We start from the raw sequence: 22009 nt of genomic DNA on the forward strand, positions 1-22009 counted from the left end.
AAAAGGGCCAATCAATGGCCCTTTTTCACTCCGTTACTTTAAATCGCCAACCGAATTTGTCTTCAGATTTATTATATTGAATATCCGTTATTATTTTCTTCAAGCGTTTTCCAAAGCTATTTTCCAATTCGGGAAGCTCATAATCGGTTTCCCTGTAGCCAAAACCTGAAATTGGAGATATGACAGCCGCTGTTCCCGCTCCAAACATTTCTTTTAAGCTTCCGTTTTTAGCGGCTTCTACAACTTCATCGACCGTTATTTTTCTTACTTCGGTTTTGATGCCGGCATCCTTAGCGATATCCAAAATACTTTTTCTAGTGATTCCGTCAAGAATACGATCGCTAGTTGGTCCGGTAATTAAAGTATCATTGATACGAATGAAAATATTCATTGCACCGGCCTCTTCGATAAATTTATGATCGGTATCGTCGGTCCATATGACTTGACTATATCCTTTTTCAATTGCCAATTGTGTTGGGTAGAACTGACCGGCATAATTTCCACCGGTCTTTGCGAAGCCAACGCCACCGTTGGCCGATCTTGAATAGTTTTCTTCAATAAGCACTTTCACCTTACCTGAAAAATAGGCCCCTGATGGGGCGCAGGCTATAATGAACTTATATTCGTCAGCGGGCGAAGCATGAAATCCGTTGCCTGAAGCGAACATGAAAGGCCTTATATATAATGAGCTTCCCTCTTTTGTAGGTATGAATTCCTTATCCAAATTCAATAGTGTGGTAAGGCCATCCATAAAATACTCTTGTGGAAGTTGTGGAATACACATTCTTTCGGCAGATATATTCAAGCGTTTGAAATTTTCCAATGGTCGAAATAGAAATACCTCCCCTTTATCGTCCTTGTAAGCTTTCATTCCTTCAAATATAGATTGTCCGTAATGAAAAATCTTTGAAGACGGGTCGAGGGTGATAGGTTGATAAGGTATGATTTTAGGAGTTTCCCATGCTCCTTTTTTATAAGTACACACCAACATATGGTCTGTAAAAACTGACCCAAAGGCTAGATTGTCAAAATCAACTTGATCAATTTTTGAGGTTTTTACCTTTTCGACGATGATATTTTTGGTTTCAATGGTCATGAAATGCGTAACTTTAGTTAGAATAAAATTAAACAAATATCCCAACAGCCTCTTCTTTTTTAGACTAAAATTGATCAGTTTTGTGGGTAAATCAGCATTTTTAAGATTTATGAAAGGATTTAACATTTTACTTGTCTTTTTATTTGGATATTTTTCTTGCTCAGGACAGCAAAGAGCCAATTCCCAACCTTCTCAAGATACTGCTGCAGGTACTTATTATGGTAATCAATTTGTGGTTGATAGACTTCAGGAAGAACATGAAGTCTTGAAGAAATATAATACAATGGCGACCTCAGATACGTTGTCGTTGCAGTTTAAAACTGTTGTCAAAGAAGTTTGCAAGGTAAAAGGGTGCTGGATGATTGTAGAATTACCTGATGGGGAGCAGGCAATGGTTCGTTTTAAGGATTATGGGTTTTTTATGCCTTTTGATATTGTGCAAAAGAATGTTGTTTTAAACGGTTTAGCGTTTGTTGAAGAAATGAGTATTGAAGATCAAAAACATTACGCGGCCGATGCAAGAAAGTCTGCCGATGAATTGACTAAAATAACTACACCACGAAGGACCTTCAGTTTTGAGGCCTCTGGTGTGCTAGTTACCAATTAATTTGAAGAGAGAAGTCATTACTACAGCCGATGGTTCCACAACTATCCAAATAAAGGATTGGCAAGAGCAATACCATTCTAAACATGGTGCTATTCAAGAGGCATATCATGTATTTATTGATTCTGGGTTAGATTTATTTAAGGGTAGGGACATAAATATACTTGAAATCGGATTTGGCACGGGACTTAATGCTTTTATAACCCTGCTCGAATCTGAAAAGCGAAATCTAACTATTTTCTATACCGGGGTTGAAGCATACCCAGTGTCTGAGGAAGAATTGAGCCAACTCAATTATATTGAAGAATTGGATTCTGTTTCACGTAAAAAGGAGTTTGATTTAATGCACACCTCGGTATGGGAAGAGGAAATTGAAATCAGTGAATATTTTCACCTTACAAAAGAGCAAAAAGATTTTAAGTACATCGACCATTCTGAGCTTTTTGATTTAGTCTATTTTGATGCCTTTGGTGCGCGGGTACAGCCAGAGTTATGGACCGTTGAATTATTTCATATAATGTTCAAGGCTATGAAATCTAAAGGGTATTTGGTCACTTATGCAGCAAAAGGAAGCGTACGACGTGCCATGTTAGAAGTTGGTTTTCTTGTAGAGCGATTGCCAGGGCCGCCAGGAAAGCGTGAAATGCTAAGAGCTAGAAAACCTTAAACTACACCGTGATACTTCTACCCTTTTCCTAAAGCAATTTTGTCCAATTGCTTTTGGTACAATGTTAAATCGAAATTAAATAGCATATCAAGACTCTTTAAAAGCAATATCTTTAAGAGATGAAAGTATTGATAACTGGTGCAACGGGTTTAGTGGGCAGCGAATTGGTCTCGCAATGCCATGAAAAAGGTTATGCCATTAATTACCTTACAACCAGTAAACGGAAAATTGTTTCAAAGCCAGATTATCAAGGTTATTTTTGGAATCCGGATACGGGAGAAATTGATGAAGAATGCCTTTCAGGTGTTTCTGTAATAATAAATTTGGCCGGATCCAGTATATCTAAGCGATGGACCAAATCGTATAAAAAAACAATTTTAAGTAGTCGTATTAATTCTTTGGAGTCGCTTAAAAACGCCTTGCTAAGATCTAAAAGTCATAAGGTTACGTCTATAATCTCTGCTTCAGCAATAGGAATTTACCCCAATTCACTAAGTAATTATTATGCAGAAGAAGATAATCAAGTAGATAATAGTTTTTTAGGGGAGGTAGTAGAAGCATGGGAGAAAAAAGTAGATGAATTTGAAGCCATAGGACTATCGGTTTCGAAGGTTAGAATTGGTTTGGTACTTTCTAGACAGGGGGGGGCTTTGCCTGAGATGGCCAAGCCTGTGAACTATTTTCTAGGTGCGGCATTCGGTAGTGGTGAACAATGGCAATCATGGATTCATATTTCAGATTTGGCAGGTATATTTCTTCATATTGCCTCATTTGGTCTTGAAGGAACTTTTAATGGCGTTGCGCCAAATCCGGTAACAAATAATAAGTTGGTAAAAGAAATCGCAAAGAGTTTGGAGAGACCGCTTTTCTTGCCTAACGTTCCAAAATTTATCATGTATTCGATTTTGGGTAGTATGGCGTATGTTTTGTTTGCAAGTCAAAGGGTCAGTAGCAAAAAGATAGAAGAAGAGGGTTTTGTTTTTCAATATTCTAATATTTGTCAAGCACTTGCGGCCATTTATGATAAGCAAGGTGAATGCGAAAATTCGAGAACCGACATGACAAATGAATTTGTATCCTGATTAAAACCATATGTAAAATATAAAATTGAAATCCGCTTATGGCGGATTTTTTTTTGAACTTTTGTGACATTTTGACATTTTTAAAGAATTGGCAGTACTTTTGCCTCCTTTTTAATCGACGTTTAAATTACTATAGATTATGAGTGATAAAGAAAACACATTGGATGATGAGTTCTTGGAAAATGAACTTTTAGATGACGAACTACAGGAACAAAAAGAAGAAGGTGTTATAGAGGAAGAACTTTCGCAAGAAGAGGTTTTAAGAGATGAGCTTTCAAAGGAAAAAGATAAGTTTTTAAGACTATTTGCAGAGTTTGAAAACTATAAAAAACGTACCTCAAAAGAACGTATGGAGCTTTTTAAAACGGCCGGACAAGAAGTAATCGTTTCACTTTTGCCTGTTTTGGATGATTTTGAAAGAGCTATAAAAGAATTGGCGAAGTCTGATGATAAAGAAATGTTCAAGGGTATAGAACTGATCAACGTTAAGTTGAGGGAAACTTTGAAATCAAAAGGACTTCAGATTTTAGAAGTAAATCCCGGGGATGTCTTTGATGCTGAAATCCATGAAGCTATTACCCAAATACCAGCTCCTGATAAAAAAATGAAAGGTAAAATTATAGATGTTGTTGAAAAGGGATTTAGTCTTGGTGACAAGATCATTAGGCATCCAAAAGTAGTAGTAGGAAATTAAAAGATGGGCATGAAGCAAGATTATTATGAAATTCTAGAAATAAGTAAAAGTGCATCTGCTGCCGAAATAAAGAAGGCATATCGTAAAAAGGCATTGCAATACCATCCTGATAAAAATCCTGGCGATAGTACTGCAGAAGAGAAGTTCAAAAAATCGGCCGAGGCCTACGAAGTACTCAGTGATCCTGATAAAAAGGCACGCTATGACCAATTTGGTCACGCGGCATTCGAAGGTGGCGGTGGCTTTGGTGGAGGAAGTATGAATATGGACGACATCTTCAGCCAGTTCGGTGATATTTTCGGCAGTGCCTTTGGTGGCGGAGGTTTCGGTGGCTTTAGCGGTGGTGGTGGCCAACGTAGGGTAAAAGGTAGCAATTTACGTATTAGGGTGAAATTGACCTTAGAGGAAATAGCCCATGGGGTTGAGAAAAAAGTTAAGGTTAGAAGAAAGGTTCAAGCCGAAGGCGTAACCTACAAAACCTGTTCTACCTGTAATGGCCGCGGACAGGTGACAAAAGTGCAGAATACCATACTGGGTAGAATGCAGACTGCGGCAACGTGTAGCACCTGTGGGGGTAGCGGGCAGATTCTTGATGGAAAACCGAGTGACGCCGACGCTCAAGGTTTAAAAGTTTCTGAAGAAACTGTATCGATAAATATACCTGCCGGGGTTGAAGACGGCATGCAGTTAAAAGTTCCTAATAGAGGTAACGATGCGCCTGGGAATGGAGTACCGGGCGATTTATTGGTGGCTATAGAAACCCAAGAACACGAGACCTTAAAGCGTGAAGGCGATAATTTGCACTATGATCTTTATATAAGTATTTCCGAGGCCGTTTTGGGAACTTCTAAGGAAATCGATTCTGTAGGGGGTAAGGTCCGCATAAAGTTGGAGACCGGTATACAATCTGGTAAGATTTTAAGACTTAGGGGAAAAGGAATAACAAGTTTGAACGGGTATGGCGCAGGAGATTTACTGGTACATGTCAATGTTTGGACACCAAAAGAATTAAACAAAGAACAAAGAGAGTTTTTCGAGCGAATGCAGGGAACTGATAATTTTGAACCAAAGCCAGAGAAGTCTGATAAGTCATTTTTTGAAAAAGTTAAAGATATGTTCTCTTAAGTTCAAAATCTTTTGGTTTTAAATAAAAAACGTATATTTGAGTTAATATTGGGCAACCAATATTAATTTTCTTTTTCATAGCAATTTTTTTCCCATCCTTAATTTAATTGAGGGTGGGTTTTGCTTTTTATGTGGATGCTTATTTTTGCTAAGGCCAATAAATGCCTGTAAAAAATAAAGGAAACATAAAGAATATACCTAGTCAAAACAATTCAATATCTTTGAATAAATTGACTACATGAATAACATTTTGGTAACTAATGAGGTCACCAAACAATTTGGGAGCCATACGGCATTAAAGAACGTTTCACTTGAAATTCCCGAAAATAGTATTTACGGATTATTAGGTCCTAATGGGGCTGGTAAGACTACCTTAATACGTATAATCAATCAAATTACTTATCCTGACAAAGGTTCGGTCTATTTTAATGGAGAGCCTTTGAAATCAGAACACATAACTCAAATAGGATATTTGCCAGAAGAACGAGGCCTTTATAAAAGCATGAAGGTTGGAGAACAAGCTTTATACCTCGCTCAATTAAAAGGACTGTCAAAAGCCGATGCGAGAAAACGATTGAAGTATTGGTTTGAAAAGTTAGAAATAGGGGATTGGTGGAATAAAAAAATACAAGAACTTTCAAAAGGTATGGCCCAAAAGATACAATTCGTGGTCACCGTTCTACACGAGCCTAAACTGTTGATATTCGATGAACCTTTTAGTGGATTTGATCCTATTAATGCAAACCTTATTAAAGAACAGATTTTAAATCTAAAAGAGAACGGTACTTCTATAATTTTTTCTACACATAGAATGGAATCAGTGGAGGAATTATGTGAGTACATCGCTTTGATCCACCAATCTGAAAAAATATTGGACGGGAAGTTATCGGATATTAAAAAAGCGTATAAGAACAACATTTTTAAAATCGGGGTTGAAATTGAAAATGCTGACAAATTATTAATTGAAATGAGGGATAATTTTCAGGTATTGAGCAATTCATATGATATAAAGGAAAGGCAGTTGGATTTTAAAATTCAACTTCCTACGAATGAATCAAAGGAACTTTTACAATTTCTAAGTAGCAGGGCAAACGTAAACAGTTTTGTGGAAACGATACCCTCTGCTAATGATATTTTTATCAAGACCATTCAAAATAAAGGTATAGCACATGAATAAATTGCCATTGATCATTAAACGCGAATACTTGGCAAAGGTGAGGAACAAATCTTTTGTGATCATGACCTTTTTAAGCCCTATTCTAATGGTGGGGATGATTTTGCTAATCACCTATTTAACCCAGTTGAACGGTAATGAGAAAAGAGTAATAGCCGTTTTAAATGATAGTGATTTTTTTTCGAATGAATTCGTGACATCTGAGGCAACTTCTTATGTGAATTTTAAGGACGTTACTTTAGAACAGGCTAAAGATTCTACAATGAGTATGGGGTACTATGGACTAATGTTCTTACCCAATGAAGAGAATCTCGAGCAAGTTGCCCAACGTGCATTTTTTTATAGTAAAGATGCACCAACAGCAGCGGTTTTAGATAAGCTTGAAGCTGTCATAACCGGAAGATTAAGGCAAGAGCGCTTGAGGGAATTTGGTCTGTCACCAAAAGAATACGCCGAAATGGATCGTGCCTATGACATTAATATTGCCACGTTTGATGGCCTTCAAAATATAAAGGGTATCAATGAAATAAAAGCTGTGATAGGCGGGGCTTTTGGGTATTTGATCATGATGTTCATTATCATATATGGTGGTTTTGTAATGCGAAGTGTGATCGAGGAGAAAACAAGTAGAATTATTGAAGTTATTATTTCTTCTGTAAAACCGTTCCATTTAATGATGGGTAAGATTATAGGAACATCTTTGGCGGGAATTACCCAATTTGGTATTTGGATAATTTCTGGAGCCATTTTATTATTTATAGGGCTAGCGATTTTTGATATAGATCCATCAACATTGACTAAAGGGGGCATGACACCAGGTATGTCGTCCACTACAAGTGTTGATGTAGATACCGTAACCCAGAATATTCAACTGTACGCCCAAGAGATTTTTGAAATTCCTATTTTTGCCATGCTGTTTTTCTTCATCGTTTATTTTGTTTTGGGATACTTGATTTATAGCTCAATATATGCTGCAATAGGTGCTGCCGTTGACAATGAAACAGATACCCAGCAATTTATTTTTCCCGTAATTCTTCCTTTGATGTTGGCGATTTATGTAGGTTTCTTTTCTGTTTTCAGCAATCCAAACGGGCCTATTGCAGTTGCTTTTTCCCTTTTTCCGTTGACATCGCCTATCGTAATGCTCATGCGTTTACCTTGGGGCATTGGTAATGGAGGTGTTCCGGTATGGCAATTGATAACTTCTATTTTAATTTTAATAGGTACTTTTATTGGTATTGTTTGGGTGGCAGCGAAAATCTACCGTGTCGGCATACTTATGTACGGTAAAAAACCTAGTTATAAAGAACTCTTCAAGTGGCTTAAATATTCATCATGATCCAGGAGAAAACAGAAAAAATAAAGGAAATCATTGAAGATGATATCTGGGGGAGTGTAAAGAAGTTTTTGGAATTGGGTATTCATTTTGGTGAGGGAAAAGAATCTATAAATATTACCATAGGGTTATTATTGTTATTGACAGTAGCTTTTTTAATAACAAGTACGCTTCTGCAAGGCATTCGCAGATTTTTTACTAGAAAAATGGAAGCAGAGGATAAACTTAAGTTTATCAGCATCTTTAAGTTTATTAAGTATCTTGTTTATGTAGTGGTGATTCTGTTCACCATGAGCGCCGCGGGTATCGATATTACAATTTTAATCACTGCTTCTGCGGCCCTGTTCGTTGGTCTTGGACTCGCCCTGCAAGATATTTTCCAAGATATTATCGGAGGTGTTTTTATTATTATTGATAAATCCTTACGTGTCGGCGATATCGTAGAGATAGATAATAAGGTAGGAAAAGTTTTTGAAATAAAGTTACGCACGACAAGAGCGCTCACCAGAGACGATAAGGTGATTATAATTCCCAACCATAAATTTATAAGTGATATAGTATATAATTATACCCAGAACCATACAACAACAAGAGAAACTGTTAATGTGGGCGTGGCTTATAGTAGTGACATTCAGTCGGTTACGCAAATTTTACTGAATGTTGTTAAAAATCAGAGAAGTGTTTTAAAAAGTCCCAAACCTTTTGTTTTATTTGAAGATTTCGGTGATTCTGCTTTACTGTTCTCCTTAAACTTTTATATAAATGATAGTTTTTCGGTGCCCAGATTAAAAAGTGAATTACGATATAAAATCGATGCAGATTTCAGGAAAAATAATATTACCATTCCTTTTCCGCAGAGAGATGTGCATATCTTTCAACCAGCACCTTTTCAACATAGTTCGGTTCAAAATTTAAATACGAATGAAGAAACATAACCGATTCACACAAGTGTGGCTCCTTTTCATTTTGGCCAACTATATGGTTGGGCAAACACCTGATGTGTTCAGGGCAGAATATATGCTCATGCCTAGCAACAGTGCCGATGTAGAAACATCAAGAATAAAACTGGTGGCAAATATTCCAATTCCGGTAAGAGATAAAAAAGACTATATAGTTATAGGGAGCGAATACAATAGGTATAATTTTGAAGTTCCAAATGGGATATTCGTAAGTTCGGATGACATTAAAAAACTTCATGTTGTAGATGTTAATTTTGCTTATGTCTATAAATTAACGGAAGAGTGGCGGTTGATAGGGGTGATAACACCGAGATGGTCGTCCAACTTTGTTGAAGAATTGCAAAATGATGATTTTAATGTGAACTATACCGTGGGAGCCTATAGGGACAAGAAAAACATCGATAAACCCTATAAATTGGTTTTGGGTGTATCCTATAATTCTACTTCTCCTGTACAGATTCCCTTGCCCGTGTTATATTATGAAAAAAAATTCCATCCCAATTGGGCCTACATTGTAGGAGTACCTAAATCAGGAATGAAATATTTTACACCAAAAGGACATTTTTTTCAATCAGAATTATTTTTAGACGGCTATTACGTGAATATCCAGAACGATATATTATTATCCGGAAACAATTTGTCGACCGATGTCTCTTATACGGCATTATTATTGACTATAGGATATCAATATAAAATAACTAAAGATATGTCCGTTTATCTTATTGGTGGGCGATCCTTATTTCAGAATTCAGCATTGAGAGATAGAGACCGTAAAGATATTTTTACTTTAAATGATGCATCCGGACTTTATTTTAGAACAGGATTTAGAATAGGAATTTAATAAAACGTTATGTCAAGAATATTGGTTATTGAGGATGAAGCAGCGATCAGAAGGGTGCTGGTTAAAATTTTATCTGAGGAGAACGATGCCTATCAGGTCGAGGAGGCCGAAGATGGATTAAAAGGTATGGAAACTATAAAGAACAATGATTATGACTTGGTTCTCTGTGATATTAAAATGCCCAAAATGGATGGCGTTGAGGTATTGGAAGCGGCGCGGAAAATAAAACCCGAAATCCCCTTTATAATGATATCTGGTCATGGTGATTTAGATACCGCCGTAAATACCATGCGTTTAGGGGCCTTTGACTATATTTCTAAACCCCCAGATCTAAATCGCTTATTGACTACGGTTAGAAATGCTTTGGATAGAAAGGTTCTTGTTGTTGAAAACAAGAATTTGAAAAAGAAGGTTAGCAAGAATTATGAGATGATCGGGGATAGTAACGAAATAAGTACGATTAAGGAAATGATCGAAAAGGTCGCCCCAACCGACGCAAGGGTATTGATAACAGGTGCTAACGGTACAGGTAAAGAACTGGTCGCACATTGGTTACATGAAAAAAGTGCAAGAAGTGCTCAGCCGTTCATAGAGGTGAATTGTGCAGCGATTCCATCTGAATTAATAGAAAGTGAGCTATTTGGACATGTAAAAGGAGCATTTACGTCTGCAGTTAAGGATAGGGCCGGCAAATTTGAAACCGCTAATAAGGGAACTATTTTCTTAGATGAGATTGGTGATATGAGCCTTTCGGCACAGGCAAAAGTATTAAGGGCCTTACAAGAAAGTAAAATTTCAAGAGTTGGATCGGATAAGGATATAAAAGTAGATGTACGTGTTATAGCCGCTACCAATAAAGATCTTAAAAAAGAAATAGAAGACGGTAAATTCCGAGAGGATCTTTACCATAGGCTTGCAGTGATTCTCATTCAAGTGCCTAGTTTGAATGACCGTAGGGCCGATATTCCTTTGTTAATAGAGCATTTTTCTCAAAAGATTACAGAAGAACAGGGCATACCCTCAAAAACTTTTTCTGATAAAGCTGTGAAACTTTTGAAGGCCTACGATTGGACGGGGAATATTAGAGAGCTTCGAAATGTCGTCGAACGTCTTATTATTCTCGGAGGGCAAGAGGTTACAGAAGATGACGTGAAATTATTCGCGAGTAAATAATAGCCTTAATCATACATTAATGTATTTCTTGAGTACAGTCACCAATTTCTTTTAACGCCGCTAAGGTTATTTCTTTTGTACGAAGGTTGTAATACTTTTTTCCTTCGGATAAATTAGGTTTGAGAAGTTGAGTCTCACATTCTTCGTAAATGCGTTTGGCAAAAGCTTTCGCCTCTTTGCAATTGACCGTTAGAACTACCTGGTTCAGTGAGATTCGATATTTTTCAAGTGAAATGTCGATTTTATCGCTAAGACTAAGTGAAATAGTTTCATTAGAAGTGGCTTTGTTATCAGAACTATTTTTTGAATTCATGGCGAGCATGTCATTAGAATAAGAACTGTCATGAGCGTCATGGGCTTCAAGAACGAACATTGTATTTTCGGTAAGTTCCAATGATTTGCTCAAATAACTCTTTGTGCCCTCTAAGGTTGTTGATTTGGTAGCAAGGATTAATAAATCTAAACTCTCGTTCATGCTATTTCTTGCCAACTTACATCCACATTCTTTAAGTTGGCTTTTTGATTTTTCCATCGCATTCAAAGCCTTGTAACTATAAAATCTAGCTTGGCTAATATCGTTTGTAAGTAGGGCCTCCTTTATTTGCGATTTGGCAAAACCCATATTTGAACTTGCATATTCACAATCTAAATTTGTGCCGAACGAGTAAAGTAGAAGCAAGGTAAAACTGCAGAAAAAATAAATCGTTTTCTTCATTTGTAGGTTTTAATCTGTAAAATTTGGGATTTTACGCTGATAAAATTAGATATAATGAGCGGCCGAAAGTATTATTTTCGTTAGAATGCCTTTCAAATCCGATAAAAATAGCGATGAGCGTTGCTCAAATGGGTAATCATGTGGGTATTTAATTATATTTATAAAGATGGATAGAATAGATATTGAAAAATATAGGGCCAATGACAACTTTAATTTGCGCCAGGTCGAAACCTACGAAGATTTCGGAAAGTCGAATAAAAAATTGAAGAAGGGGCTAGCCGTGATTAGAAAGGAGTTGGGAGAATTTCAAGATATAGTATACGCCCATGGAAAATATAGTATTCTGGTCTGTCTTCAAGGAATGGATACTGCTGGTAAGGATAGTTTGATACGTGAGGTGTTTAAAGATTTCAATGTTAGTGGGGTAGAAGTGCATAGTTTCAAAGTGCCGACCGAATTAGAGTTAAGTCATAATTATCTTTGGCGTCATTATATCGTTTTACCGGCCAAGGGCAAGTTCGGGGTCTTCAATAGAACCCATTATGAAAACGTACTGGTGACCAGGGTCCATCCAGAATACATTTTGAATGAACATATTCCCGGTATTCATACGGTTGCAGATGTAGATCAAAATTTTTGGGATAAACGATTTGAACAAATAAATCAATTTGAACAGCATCTAGCAGAAAACGGAACGCTCATTTACAAATTTTTCTTAAACCTGTCCAAAGAAGAGCAGCGGCAACGGCTTTTAAGGCGACTTGCATTCAAAGAGAAACATTGGAAATTTTCTCCAGGAGATTTAAAAGAAAGAGCACTTTGGGACACTTACCAAAAATGCTATGAAGAGGCTATTGTTAAGACGTCTAAAGACTATGCTCCATGGTTCGTTGTACCTGCCGATAATAAAAAAGCGACGAGAATTATAATTGCCTCAATATTATTACAATCGTTAAAAAAATACAAAGATATCAAAGAGCCCATGTTGAGCGAAAAAATTATGTCTAATTTAGACAACTATGAACAACAATTACAAGGTGAAAAGTAAACTAGTGCTATTGATTGTAGTACTTGGGGCTTATATCGGTATGGCTCAAAGTACAGATGCGGAACAGCTTGAAAAAATTTATGACACGGCGCTGACCCAAGGCAAAGCATATGGTTGGTTGAATTATCTTTCCAACCAGATCGGTGGCCGTTTATCTGGTTCTGTACAGGCGCAACAAGCTGTAGATTATACTAAATCACAATTAGATTCCTTAGGCTTGGACAAGGTTTGGCTTCAACCGGTAATGGTGCCTAAATGGGTTAGGGGAACACCAGAGTTCGCTTATTTCGAAACATCCCCAGGTGTTACCACAAATGTGCCGATTTGTGCTCTCGGAGGTTCTGTGCCTACACCGCCCAAAGGAATTAAAGCAAATATTATTGAGGTAAATGGCATTGAGCAACTGGCGACTTTGGGAAAGGACAAAATTCAAGGCAACATTGTGTTTTTCAATAGACCCATGGATCCTACCAAGATCAATACATTCGATGCCTATTCTAATTGTGTAGACCAGCGTTATGCTGGAGCGATGGAAGCTTCTAAATTCGGTGCATTGGGGGTGATCGTACGCTCAATGAACTTAAGGTCAGACGATTTTCCCCACACAGGTTCGATGGGGTATGGAGATCAGCCCGTTGCAGATAGAATACCGGCCGCTGCCATTAGTACCAATGCCGCAGATTTACTGAGTACATCGCTCAAACTAAATTCAGAAATAAAATTCTATTTCAAACAGAACTGCAAAGAATTTTCAGATGTTGAATCCTATAATGTTATAGGTGAAATAAAGGGAAGTAGTCATCCAGAGGAAATAATTGTGGTTGGGGGTCATCTAGATTCTTGGGATTTAGGAGATGGTTCCCATTATGACGGTGCGGGTTGTGTTCAAAGTATGGAGGTATTAAACCTTCTAAGAAAAACAGGGTATAGGCCAAAACGTACCCTCAGAGTGGTTTTGTTCATGAACGAGGAAAACGGGTTAAGGGGAGGAAACAAGTATGCAGAAGTAGCTACCTCAAAAAATGAGAATCACGTATTTGCCCTGGAGAGTGATTCAGGAGGATTTACTCCCCGTGGATTTACCTTTGACTGTACCGATAAGCAATTTGAGAAGGTGGTAGGATGGAAAGATTTGTTCGAACCCTATATGGTACATTATTTTAAAAAAGGAGGAAGTGGCGCGGATATTGGTCCATTGAAAAAAGAGGGACTGGTGATGGCCGGATTAAGACCAGATTCTCAACGTTATTTTGATTATCACCATGCTGAAAACGATACATTTGAACAGATCAACAAGCGTGAACTTGAACTAGGTGCGGCAACTATGGCAAGCTTGGTCTATTTGGTAGATAAATACGGTTTTTAAATTTATGGAACACATGGACCTTTAGGGTTGTTTCCTAAGCTTTTTTATAATAATAGGATTTGAGAGCCACTTAATGCCTTCAATATGATGTATAAATTTCATCAAAACTTTATCCAAGAAATTGGAAAGTGGAGCAGAAACCCATTTTACGATAATAAAGGAAAGTGAAATCATAAGGATTATAGTACCTGATAAAATCAGATATTTGTTTACATGTCCCATAAGATTGTTGAATATTATATAGCCTATTCTTTGGTGCAATAAGTAAAGAGGATAAGTCATTATACCCAAATGCCAAAAATATGGCTTATTGAGCCAACTTAATTTCCCCATGGTTACCGCTAGCATAATGAGGTATATAGAAAGAATTGCGAAAAAAGCTATGGTTTCTGATAAATCTACATGATAGTATTCCATCGATTCCAAAAGATAGATGTATCGATGGTAAGCTGATAAAACGAAACAAAGAAGTATAGTTACACCTTGGCTTAGTCGTAATTTCTTAGAAGTGTATATTTTAGCCATTACTATACCCGCAATGAACGCTGGAGACCATTCGAACATTAAAAATAGATCAAGTACTTTTGCAATAATGTTGTTTTGTGCGAACACAAACAAAGTACTTAATGCCAACCAAGTATAGGAAATAGTTTCAAGTCTTATTTTTCGGAATTTATAGATAAAAAGATAGGCCATGGCAAGGGCATAGAATCGTAGTTCAACTGACATAGTCCAGTAGGCACCGTCCAATCTTTTGATATCGAAGAAATCCTGCAGTAAGGTCAAATTAAAAAGAAATTGACCAAAAGTTACCGTAAATCGCGGGGCACCAAAAAGAATGGTTACAACATAAGTTATAAAGACACATAACCAATAGACCGAAAAAATCCGCATCACTCTAGATTTAAAAAAGTAGCTTAATGATTTATTTCGTACCGATAAGGTGATTACAAATCCACTGATAATAAAGAAGAGGTCAATGAATACGAAACAATATTTAATCCATTCTCCCCCAAGTTCTAAAAAACTGAGATTTGTAAGGTTATCCGCTTTAAACCCTCTGAAAAGATAGTGTGCTAGCATAATGCCTATTGCGGCTATAAAACGGAGTAGGTCTATTTGGTAAATACGTCTCTTTATGGGCATTTAAATGGACATTAGATAGCAAAAAAAGATATAACCCCACTCGTTTTTTAATCTACTCGACAGAAGTACGAATAAATTGGCTCATTGCACTTAATCCTCTAAATTCTTACAGAATGAAAATTGCTTAAATGAACAAACACCAAAATTCTTTACCTTTGCCACTTATTTAAAATAAGTATAATGAAAGACGGAATTTACGCCAAGTTCAATACGAACAAGGGCGAAATATTGGTAAAACTTACCCATGACAAAACACCTGGAACGGTCGGTAATTTTGTGGCATTGGCCGAAGGCGACCAAGATAATACTGTAAAAGCCAAGGGAGAGCCATTTTACGATGGTTTAAGGTTTCATAGGGTCATTCCAGATTTTATGATTCAAGGTGGATGTCCCCAAGGTAGGGGAACCGGTGATGCAGGGTATAAATTTGATGACGAGTTTCATCAAGATTTAAGACATGATGTGCCCGGTGTTCTATCCATGGCAAATTCTGGCCCTGGATCTAATGGCAGTCAGTTCTTTATTACCCATGTAGCAACTCCTTGGTTAGATGATAAGCATACGGTTTTCGGTCTTGTCGAAGAAGGTCAAGATGTCGTTGATAGTATAGCTCAAGGTGATGAGATTAAAACTTTGGAAATCTTACGCGTCGGTGAAGAAGCAAAGAGTTGGAATGCCTTGGAAGCTTTCAAGAATTTCAATGCTTCTGGAGAAGCTCGTTTAAAAGCTGAAAAAGAAAAACAAGAGGCCGAACTTGATAAAGTGGCTGCAGGTTTCGATTCAACAGCATCAGGACTTAGATATAAAATGATTCAAAATGGTAAGGGTGCCAAAGCTGAAAAAGGAAAAATGGTATCTGTTCATTACGAAGGCTCCCTTTTAAACGGAAAAGTTTTTGATTCTTCATATAAACGAAACGAACCGATAGATTTTCAATTGGGAATTGGTCAAGTCATACCAGGTTGGGATGAAGGGATCGCACTTTTACAGGTTGGGGATAAAGCCCGTTTTGTAATTCCTTCCGAGTTAGCCTATGGGAGTGCGGGAGCGGGTGGTGTAATACCACCCAACGCTACATTGATTTTCGATGTGGAATTGATGAACGTAAGTTAGGATAACTAATTTATAATATAATGGGCACCTTAATCATAAAGATTGGGGTGCTTTTTTTATACAAAAGATATTGGGGCAGTGAAATGAATTGCTTAGCAAGTGAATTTTAAATAAAGCCAGCCTTATTTCTTCCGCATTATTAAACTACTTAGAAGCATTGCGATATTAATAATCAGTAATACGAATAAAACAGTAAAAAATGTAATCATAAATGAATGGATAAGGTCGGGGAACAGTTGATTGTTTTTTTATAAGATGTAAGAACATCAAAAGGTTGCGTGTAAGAAGAAGAATTTTTTGAAATTAATATTCTTTCATAAAAAAACCCGAACCTATTGGTTCGGGTTTCATACTATAAAAAAGTTAAATCGTTACCTAGTCAATTACTTTCACATTAACGGCGTTTAATCCTTTTTTACCTTGTTGTAGTTCAAATTCCACAACATCACCTTCTCGAACTTCATCGATTAAGCCAGAAATGTGTACAAAATGATCTTCGTTTGAACCATCTTCAGTGATAAAACCATAACCTTTGGAATCATTGAAGAATTTTACTGTTCCTTTACTCATAATAGAAAAATTAAATATTAATTAAAGTACGAAGATAGTATATTATTATTTAATATTTAAATATCTTTTATGATATATTAAGGTTGGTTAAAAAAGGTTAACCAATTGACTATGAGACTTGTTTTAAACTTATTCAGTTGGGTCGGGAGTCATTCTCAAATAAGGTTTTACTTCAGTAATTCCCTTTGCGAACATATTCTTTGCATCGGCAGTAGAAATCGACGGGCTCACCACAACATCTTTACCATGTTCCCAATTAGCCGGGGTTGCTACCTTATGATAGGCTGTCAGTTGCAAAGAATCAACTACCCTTAGCAATTCATAGAAGTTTCTACCTGTAGAGGGGGGATACGTCAAAGTTAACTTAACTGTTTTATCTGGGGCAATGATAAATACCGAACGTACCGTATGGTTACTATCCGCTTTAGGATGTATCATATCATATAACATTGACACTTTTTTATCCTCATCTGCAATAATGGGAAAGTTAACAGTAGTATGCTCTACTTCATTGATATCTTTTATCCATTCGGCATGTGATGCAGCTCCGTCTACACTAAGGGCCAGCATTTTCACGTTTCTTTTATCAAACTCATCCTTAAACTTAGCTGCAGTACCTAGTTCTGTCGTGCATACCGGGGTAAAATCTGCCGGGTGCGAAAATAAGATTCCCCAACTATCCCCTAAATAATCGTATAAATTTATTGTACCCATTGAACTTTCTGCTGTAAAATCGGGTGCTGTGTCCCCTAATCGTATTGTGGCCATATTTATGTTTTTTAGTATTTATTTTTTATATCCTATAAAATTAGTAGAATATAAGGCTAGGTCTAAACCTTTTAGGTTAAAAGTCTATTAAAGTTTTTATTTTTATACAATGGAAGATTTAGAAAAATTAAAGTATCCTATTGGTCATTTTGAGTGTCCATCAGAGATTTCAAAACATCATATTGAGAGTTGGATAAAAGTTTTGGAGAGATTACCGGGAAGACTAACGGATTTGGTTCAAGACTTTTCAGAGGAACAACTAGAAACTCCTTATCGCGAAGGTGGTTGGACCGTACGGCAAGTGATACATCATTTAGCCGATAGCCATCACCACAGCTACACCCGCTTCAAATGGGCTTTGACCGAGAATGGTCCGTTAATAAAAGCGTATGATGAAAAGGATTGGAGTGCTATGATGGATGCGAAAAGTGCACCCATTGAACTTTCCTTACACTATTTGACGGCCTTGCATGCCAAATTGGTTTATCTGTTAAATAGAATTTCGTCCGATGATTTTCAGAAAAGTTATGTTCATCCTGATGGAAATGTGATTATATCCGTAGCCGAAAACCTCGGCAAATACGCTTGGCATAGTAATCATCACTTTGCGCATATTTATAATTTGGCCCTGAGAAAAGGTTGGTAAGTTTTTAGTACGATACAATATAAATTCCGCTTAAATTTCTTTTAAGAGAACATACATTGGTTTTTCTTCTTCAACAGCATTTGCAAAAGGAACTTTTGTCATATCGATGATATGAAAGCCATGTGCTAAATAAAACGGAAGGGCCGGTCCTTTTTGCATTGTTTCAAGATAGATGGCTTTTTTTGAAAGCTTTTTACTTAAACCTGTTACGAATTCTAAGGTTTTTCTTCCTAATCCTATTCCTGTAAATTCTTTTTGAATATAGATTTTGTCAATGTACAATGATTCTATTGCCTTGTAATTTGCTATGGACTTATGTAAGATGATTTTTAAAAGGCCAACATAACTTTTGTTCGTTTTGATAAGATATAGGACTGTATTATCATCTTGTTCTTCCTGTAGCAAAACTTCCTTGGTGAAACTACTTTCGATATAAGTGGATGTATCTCCATTTGGCCATAAATGAAGGTAATGTTGATTATAGGCGATTGTGCCTATTTTAATATAATCATCATACAAGTTAGGGGTCAAAGGTTCAAAGAGTACAGTGCCGTTCATTCGTGAAGACCAGAGATATTAATGATATGAATAGTTTTTGGGTAATCTATAACTGGCTCTATTTCCACTTAATATTACATCCAATACTTGGTTTTTGTGAAGAATCAATCGTATTTCCAGCTAACAAACTATCCAAGGCATTTCGTAAGTCCTTGCCGTTAAGCGGTAGTCCGTTACCCGGTCTAGAATCGTCCAGCTGCCCCCGGTATACGAGTTCTAACTCCGCATCGAACAAATAGAGATCGGGTGTACACGCAGCTTTATAATCTTTAGCTACCTTTTGTGTTTCATCATATAAATAAGGGAACGGATATTTTTCTTTTTTGGCTTTAGCCTTCATTAAATCTGGTGCATCTTGTGGATAATTATGAATATCATTACTCGAAATGGCAATAAATCCTATGCCATTGTTTTCATAGTCTTTTGCTAATCGAACAAGTTCAGGATTGACATGAATTACAAAAGGGCAATGGTTACAGATGAACATGATTACCGTTCCATTCTCTCCTTTTAGAGCTTGAAGGTTCGTTGTTTTTTCGGTTACGGTATCGAATAAACTAAATGCTGGGGCTATGGTGCCCAATTCCAACATATTGCTTTCTGTTCTTGCCATAAATTAAGAATTTTGATAATACGAAGTTAAGAAATTAAAAGACCTTGTATTTTGTGATTACAATACTTACATTCATTCAAATAATAAAATTAAAGCGTATGGAAAATTCATATTCGTCATTATCTGTGGCAATACAAGATTTACAGAAAGCAGGGTATACAGAAGATTTTAATTTGTGCGATGCAGGTTTAGAGCATAAACGTAAAAAGCAGATACATCCAGCCGCAGAATTAGATGTTATTAAATTTTATCGATTTGAAGGAGATAGTAATCCAGATGATAACACGATTTTATATGTTATTGAAACTTCAAGCGGGGATAAAGGATTATTGGTTGATGCCTACGGAATGTATTCTGGAAATGTTCCTCGTGATTTAATTGAAAAACTTAAAATAGTAAGATGAAGGATGCCGTTTCTTGGGATGATTTTAGTAAAATAGATATCAGGACCGGTACCGTGGTAGCTGTTTTTGATTTTCCTGAAGCTCGAAATCCGGCATATAAGGTTCATATTGATTTTGGTGAAGAAATTGGGGTCAAAAAAACATCGGCTCAAATCACTACTAAATATACTAAAGAAGAACTTGTGGGTAAGCAGATTGTGGCAGTGGTCAACTTCCCTATAAAGCAAATCGCTAATTTTATGAGCGAATGTCTTATATTAGGGGCTGTAGAGCGTAAGGATGTAATCTTGATCCAACCCCAAATGAAAGTGTCAAATGGATTGAAAATCTCGTGATTTTTTGACAGAAAGCCTATTAGATAACGTTCGAATTAGTTTTGATGCCGGCTCATTGTTGGTTATGAACATGGTTTTGGGTTTGGTCATGTTCGGGGTGGCTTTAGAAATATCGTTCAAGGATTTTAAAGGATTATGGGAAAAACCAAAATCACTGCTTATTGGTTTGTGCAGTCAATTTGTACTGCTTCCGGCAGTAACGTTTTTCTTGGTCTTATTTATAGAGCCAATGCCGAGTATTGCGTTAGGTATGTTCATGGTAGCTGCCTGCCCAGGGGGTAATATTTCGAATTTCATATCTTATCTGGCCAAAGCAAATACGGCACTATCGGTAAGTTTAACTGCGTTTGCAACTTTATTGGCCATTGTTATGACCCCGTTGAATTTTAATTTCTGGTCAACTCTATATGCGCCAAGTTCAACTTTAGTTCAGGAAATTTCGATTGATCCCTTTGAAATGTTCAGATTGGTAGGTCTTCTTTTGGGGGGACCTTTGCTTTTGGGTATGTACATAAATTGTCTGCGCCCCAATGTAGCGGTAAAAATAGCAAAGGCCCTAAAGGTTAGTTCTTTATGGTTTTTTATATTTTTAATAGTTATCGCATTGTACAATAATCGTATTCTTTTCAAGGATTATATTTTGTATGTTTTCTGGATTGTATTAATTCATAACCTAATCGCGTTTTCTACAGGCTATAGCGTAGCCAAACTATTTCGCCTATCGGTTAAAGATTGTAAATCGATTACCATTGAAACTGGTATTCAAAATTCAGGGTTAGGTTTGTTATTGATTTTTACTTTTTTTGATGGGCTAGGGGGTATGGCTCTTTTGGCCGCCTTTTGGGGAGTATGGCATATTATTTCTGGGTTGTTATTAGCGACTTTCTGGAGTTTTGCTCCGGTTCAAAAGAAAAACATAGCTTGAAAGGAATTCTATATACCTCGGTGAAGTTTGTGGTAAAAGTCGGACTCTATTTTTATCACAAACGGATAAAGATCGTTGGTTTGGAACATATTCCTAAAGATAAGCCTGTTATTTTTTTGCCCAACCATCAAAGTGCTTTAATCGATGTTTTGTTGATTGTGACCGATTGTGAACGGAAACCTTATTTCTTGACGAGGGCAGATGTGTTTTCGAATTCATTCTTGAAAACCCTATTCTCTTATTTTAGAATGATTCCCATTTACCGAATCCGGGATGGCAGGAAAACCTTATCCAACAATAATTTGATTTTTGACAAGTGCGCCAAACTGTTGGCAAGCGAAGAAGCACTTGTTATTTTCCCAGAAGCGAACCATAATCTAAGGCGTAAGGTTAGGCCTTTAAGCAAAGGATTTGTGCGGATTATTTTAAGGACTTTAGAAATGTATCCTAATTTGGATATTCAATTGGTGCCGGTGGGGGTGAATTACAAAGATGCAGCCCATTTTCCAGATGAAGTTGCTGTTCACTATGGCAAAGCTATTGCGGTAAAGCGGTTATACCATCAACAAACCTTGATTGAATTCAGTACGGCAATCAAAATTAAAATAAAGGCAAGCTTAGAGGAACTCACCACGCATATTCCAGATGAACTTGATTATGATGCCGCATTAAGAGTCTTGGAAAACGATAATCCGGATTTTCTAAATCCAAAGGAAACTAATGAAAAGATAAAATTTTTTTCAAATGAAAAATTTACGGTTCCTTACAAAAGGTCAAAGCAATTGCAGGGTTCTTGGTTTTTTGGCGTAGTTTTCATCATATTGAACTTTCCGGTCGTTCTCTTATGGAAACTAATGATTAAGCCGAAAGTGCCTGAAGATGAATTTATGGGTACTTTTCGATTTGCAACGGGGCTAGTATTTTTTCCGATATATATGATATTTCTATTTTTCTTTTTTACTTCTTTTTTGAATATTGCGATGGCACTTCTATGTTTGGCTTGCTTTATTTTACTCAATACATTGCTGGTGAAATCGCATAATTTCTAGGA

25 protein-coding genes are annotated in these 22009 nt (G+C 36.7%); 18 read left to right on the plus strand and 7 right to left on the minus strand.

From position 1 onward, the window contains the following. Positions 1-25: 25 nt before the first annotated feature. Positions 26-1096: a branched-chain amino acid aminotransferase gene (locus ACNR9Q_RS08315; protein ID WP_419214141.1), complete on the minus strand. Its 1071-nt coding sequence runs from the start codon at positions 1094-1096 to the stop codon at positions 26-28. An 82-nt stretch (positions 1097-1178) separates the two neighbouring features. Between ACNR9Q_RS08315 and ACNR9Q_RS08320 the strand changes: the two genes are divergently transcribed. The 10 genes from ACNR9Q_RS08320 to ACNR9Q_RS08365 all read left to right on the plus strand — a co-directional run bounded on the left by ACNR9Q_RS08320 (position 1179) and on the right by ACNR9Q_RS08365 (position 10751). Further along, the gene (locus ACNR9Q_RS08320) at positions 1179-1703 is read left to right on the plus strand and encodes a DUF4920 domain-containing protein (RefSeq protein WP_419214142.1); all 525 of its coding nucleotides are present in this window, start codon (positions 1179-1181) and stop codon (positions 1701-1703) included. 1 nt (position 1704) lies between these two features. Next, the gene (gene mnmD / locus ACNR9Q_RS08325) at positions 1705-2367 is read left to right on the plus strand and encodes a tRNA (5-methylaminomethyl-2-thiouridine)(34)-methyltransferase MnmD (RefSeq protein ID WP_419214143.1); all 663 of its coding nucleotides are present in this window, start codon (positions 1705-1707) and stop codon (positions 2365-2367) included. Between the two features lie 119 nt (positions 2368-2486). Continuing rightward, positions 2487-3449 (plus strand): TIGR01777 family oxidoreductase, encoded by a 963-nt coding sequence (locus ACNR9Q_RS08330; RefSeq protein ID WP_419214144.1) that lies wholly within the window; start codon positions 2487-2489, stop codon positions 3447-3449. A gap of 139 nt (positions 3450-3588) precedes the next feature. Beyond that, entirely contained in the window at positions 3589-4143 is a 555-nt protein-coding gene (locus ACNR9Q_RS08335) for a nucleotide exchange factor GrpE (RefSeq protein WP_419214145.1), read from the plus strand. A 9-nt stretch (positions 4144-4152) separates the two neighbouring features. Then, the gene (gene dnaJ, locus ACNR9Q_RS08340; RefSeq protein WP_419214146.1) at positions 4153-5268 is read left to right on the plus strand and encodes a molecular chaperone DnaJ; all 1116 of its coding nucleotides are present in this window, start codon (positions 4153-4155) and stop codon (positions 5266-5268) included. Between the two features lie 238 nt (positions 5269-5506). Then, on the plus strand, positions 5507-6445 hold the full coding sequence (locus ACNR9Q_RS08345) for an ABC transporter ATP-binding protein (RefSeq protein WP_419214147.1): 939 nt from the start codon (positions 5507-5509) through the stop codon (positions 6443-6445). Next, positions 6438-7781 carry an ABC transporter permease gene (locus tag ACNR9Q_RS08350; RefSeq protein WP_419214148.1) on the plus strand — a complete coding sequence of 448 codons (1344 nt, stop codon included), beginning with the start codon at positions 6438-6440 and terminating at the stop codon, positions 7779-7781. Before ACNR9Q_RS08345 ends, ACNR9Q_RS08350 begins: the two co-directional genes overlap by 8 nt. Then, positions 7778-8713 carry a mechanosensitive ion channel family protein gene (locus tag ACNR9Q_RS08355; protein WP_419214149.1) on the plus strand — a complete coding sequence of 312 codons (936 nt, stop codon included), beginning with the start codon at positions 7778-7780 and terminating at the stop codon, positions 8711-8713. The genes ACNR9Q_RS08350 and ACNR9Q_RS08355 overlap by 4 nt, the downstream gene beginning before the upstream one ends. After that, positions 8700-9578: a DUF6268 family outer membrane beta-barrel protein gene (locus ACNR9Q_RS08360; RefSeq protein WP_419214150.1), complete on the plus strand. Its 879-nt coding sequence runs from the start codon at positions 8700-8702 to the stop codon at positions 9576-9578. Before ACNR9Q_RS08355 ends, ACNR9Q_RS08360 begins: the two co-directional genes overlap by 14 nt. 9 nt (positions 9579-9587) lie before the next feature. Next, positions 9588-10751: a sigma-54-dependent transcriptional regulator gene (locus ACNR9Q_RS08365; RefSeq protein ID WP_419214151.1), complete on the plus strand. Its 1164-nt coding sequence runs from the start codon at positions 9588-9590 to the stop codon at positions 10749-10751. A gap of 16 nt (positions 10752-10767) precedes the next feature. Here the strand turns inward: ACNR9Q_RS08365 and ACNR9Q_RS08370 are convergent, their stop codons facing one another. Further along, positions 10768-11466, minus strand: a complete 699-nt coding sequence (locus ACNR9Q_RS08370) for a hypothetical protein (RefSeq protein WP_419214152.1) — start codon at positions 11464-11466, stop codon at positions 10768-10770. A 166-nt stretch (positions 11467-11632) separates the two neighbouring features. Here ACNR9Q_RS08370 and ACNR9Q_RS08375 point away from each other — a divergent pair, with 166 nt between their 5' ends. Continuing rightward, on the plus strand, positions 11633-12514 hold the full coding sequence (locus tag ACNR9Q_RS08375) for a PPK2 family polyphosphate kinase (protein WP_419214153.1): 882 nt from the start codon (positions 11633-11635) through the stop codon (positions 12512-12514). Between the two features lie 40 nt (positions 12515-12554). Next, positions 12555-13880, plus strand: coding sequence for a M28 family peptidase (locus ACNR9Q_RS08380; protein WP_419214258.1), 1326 nt, complete (start codon positions 12555-12557; stop codon positions 13878-13880). Between the two features lie 21 nt (positions 13881-13901). Here ACNR9Q_RS08380 and ACNR9Q_RS08385 read toward each other — a convergent pair whose 3' ends face one another. Continuing rightward, a complete protein-coding gene (locus ACNR9Q_RS08385) occupies positions 13902-15026 on the minus strand; it encodes an acyltransferase family protein (RefSeq protein ID WP_419214154.1) in 1125 nt (374 codons plus the stop codon). Between the two features lie 180 nt (positions 15027-15206). On the opposite strand from ACNR9Q_RS08385, the gene ACNR9Q_RS08390 reads away from it, so the two are divergent. Further along, entirely contained in the window at positions 15207-16139 is a 933-nt protein-coding gene (locus ACNR9Q_RS08390) for a peptidylprolyl isomerase (protein ID WP_419214155.1), read from the plus strand. Positions 16140-16514: 375 nt separating this feature from the next. Here the strand turns inward: ACNR9Q_RS08390 and ACNR9Q_RS08395 are convergent, their stop codons facing one another. After that, positions 16515-16709 carry a cold-shock protein gene (locus ACNR9Q_RS08395; protein ID WP_027064347.1) on the minus strand — a complete coding sequence of 65 codons (195 nt, stop codon included), beginning with the start codon at positions 16707-16709 and terminating at the stop codon, positions 16515-16517. Between the two features lie 129 nt (positions 16710-16838). Then, complete coding sequence (locus ACNR9Q_RS08400) at positions 16839-17477, minus strand: peroxiredoxin (RefSeq protein WP_419214156.1); 639 nt, start codon at positions 17475-17477, stop codon at positions 16839-16841. 109 nt (positions 17478-17586) lie between these two features. On the opposite strand from ACNR9Q_RS08400, the gene ACNR9Q_RS08405 reads away from it, so the two are divergent. Then, on the plus strand, positions 17587-18123 hold the full coding sequence (locus ACNR9Q_RS08405; protein WP_419214157.1) for a YfiT family bacillithiol transferase: 537 nt from the start codon (positions 17587-17589) through the stop codon (positions 18121-18123). A gap of 30 nt (positions 18124-18153) precedes the next feature. On the opposite strand, the gene ACNR9Q_RS08410 is transcribed toward ACNR9Q_RS08405, so the two are convergent. Together ACNR9Q_RS08410 and ACNR9Q_RS08415 are read right to left on the minus strand one after the other, a co-directional pair. After that, positions 18154-18681, minus strand: a complete 528-nt coding sequence (locus ACNR9Q_RS08410; RefSeq protein WP_419214158.1) for a GNAT family N-acetyltransferase — start codon at positions 18679-18681, stop codon at positions 18154-18156. A gap of 58 nt (positions 18682-18739) precedes the next feature. Continuing rightward, positions 18740-19294: a thioredoxin family protein gene (locus tag ACNR9Q_RS08415; protein WP_419214159.1), complete on the minus strand. Its 555-nt coding sequence runs from the start codon at positions 19292-19294 to the stop codon at positions 18740-18742. A gap of 98 nt (positions 19295-19392) precedes the next feature. On the opposite strand from ACNR9Q_RS08415, the gene ACNR9Q_RS08420 reads away from it, so the two are divergent. From ACNR9Q_RS08420 to ACNR9Q_RS08435, 4 genes are read left to right on the plus strand one after another with little or no spacing between them, the layout of a single operon-like run. Further along, a complete protein-coding gene (locus tag ACNR9Q_RS08420; protein ID WP_419214160.1) occupies positions 19393-19698 on the plus strand; it encodes a phosphoribosylpyrophosphate synthetase in 306 nt (101 codons plus the stop codon). Next, on the plus strand, positions 19695-20033 hold the full coding sequence (locus ACNR9Q_RS08425) for a tRNA-binding protein (RefSeq protein WP_419214161.1): 339 nt from the start codon (positions 19695-19697) through the stop codon (positions 20031-20033). Before ACNR9Q_RS08420 ends, ACNR9Q_RS08425 begins: the two co-directional genes overlap by 4 nt. 4 nt (positions 20034-20037) lie before the next feature. Continuing rightward, a complete protein-coding gene (locus ACNR9Q_RS08430; protein WP_419214162.1) occupies positions 20038-20958 on the plus strand; it encodes a bile acid:sodium symporter family protein in 921 nt (306 codons plus the stop codon). Further along, the gene (locus ACNR9Q_RS08435; protein WP_419214163.1) at positions 20955-22007 is read left to right on the plus strand and encodes a lysophospholipid acyltransferase family protein; all 1053 of its coding nucleotides are present in this window, start codon (positions 20955-20957) and stop codon (positions 22005-22007) included. Before ACNR9Q_RS08430 ends, ACNR9Q_RS08435 begins: the two co-directional genes overlap by 4 nt. Positions 22008-22009: the final 2 nt, after the last annotated feature.

The organism is Maribacter sp. X9 (assembly GCF_048537565.1).
Lineage (GTDB): Bacteria > Bacteroidota > Bacteroidia > Flavobacteriales > Flavobacteriaceae > Maribacter.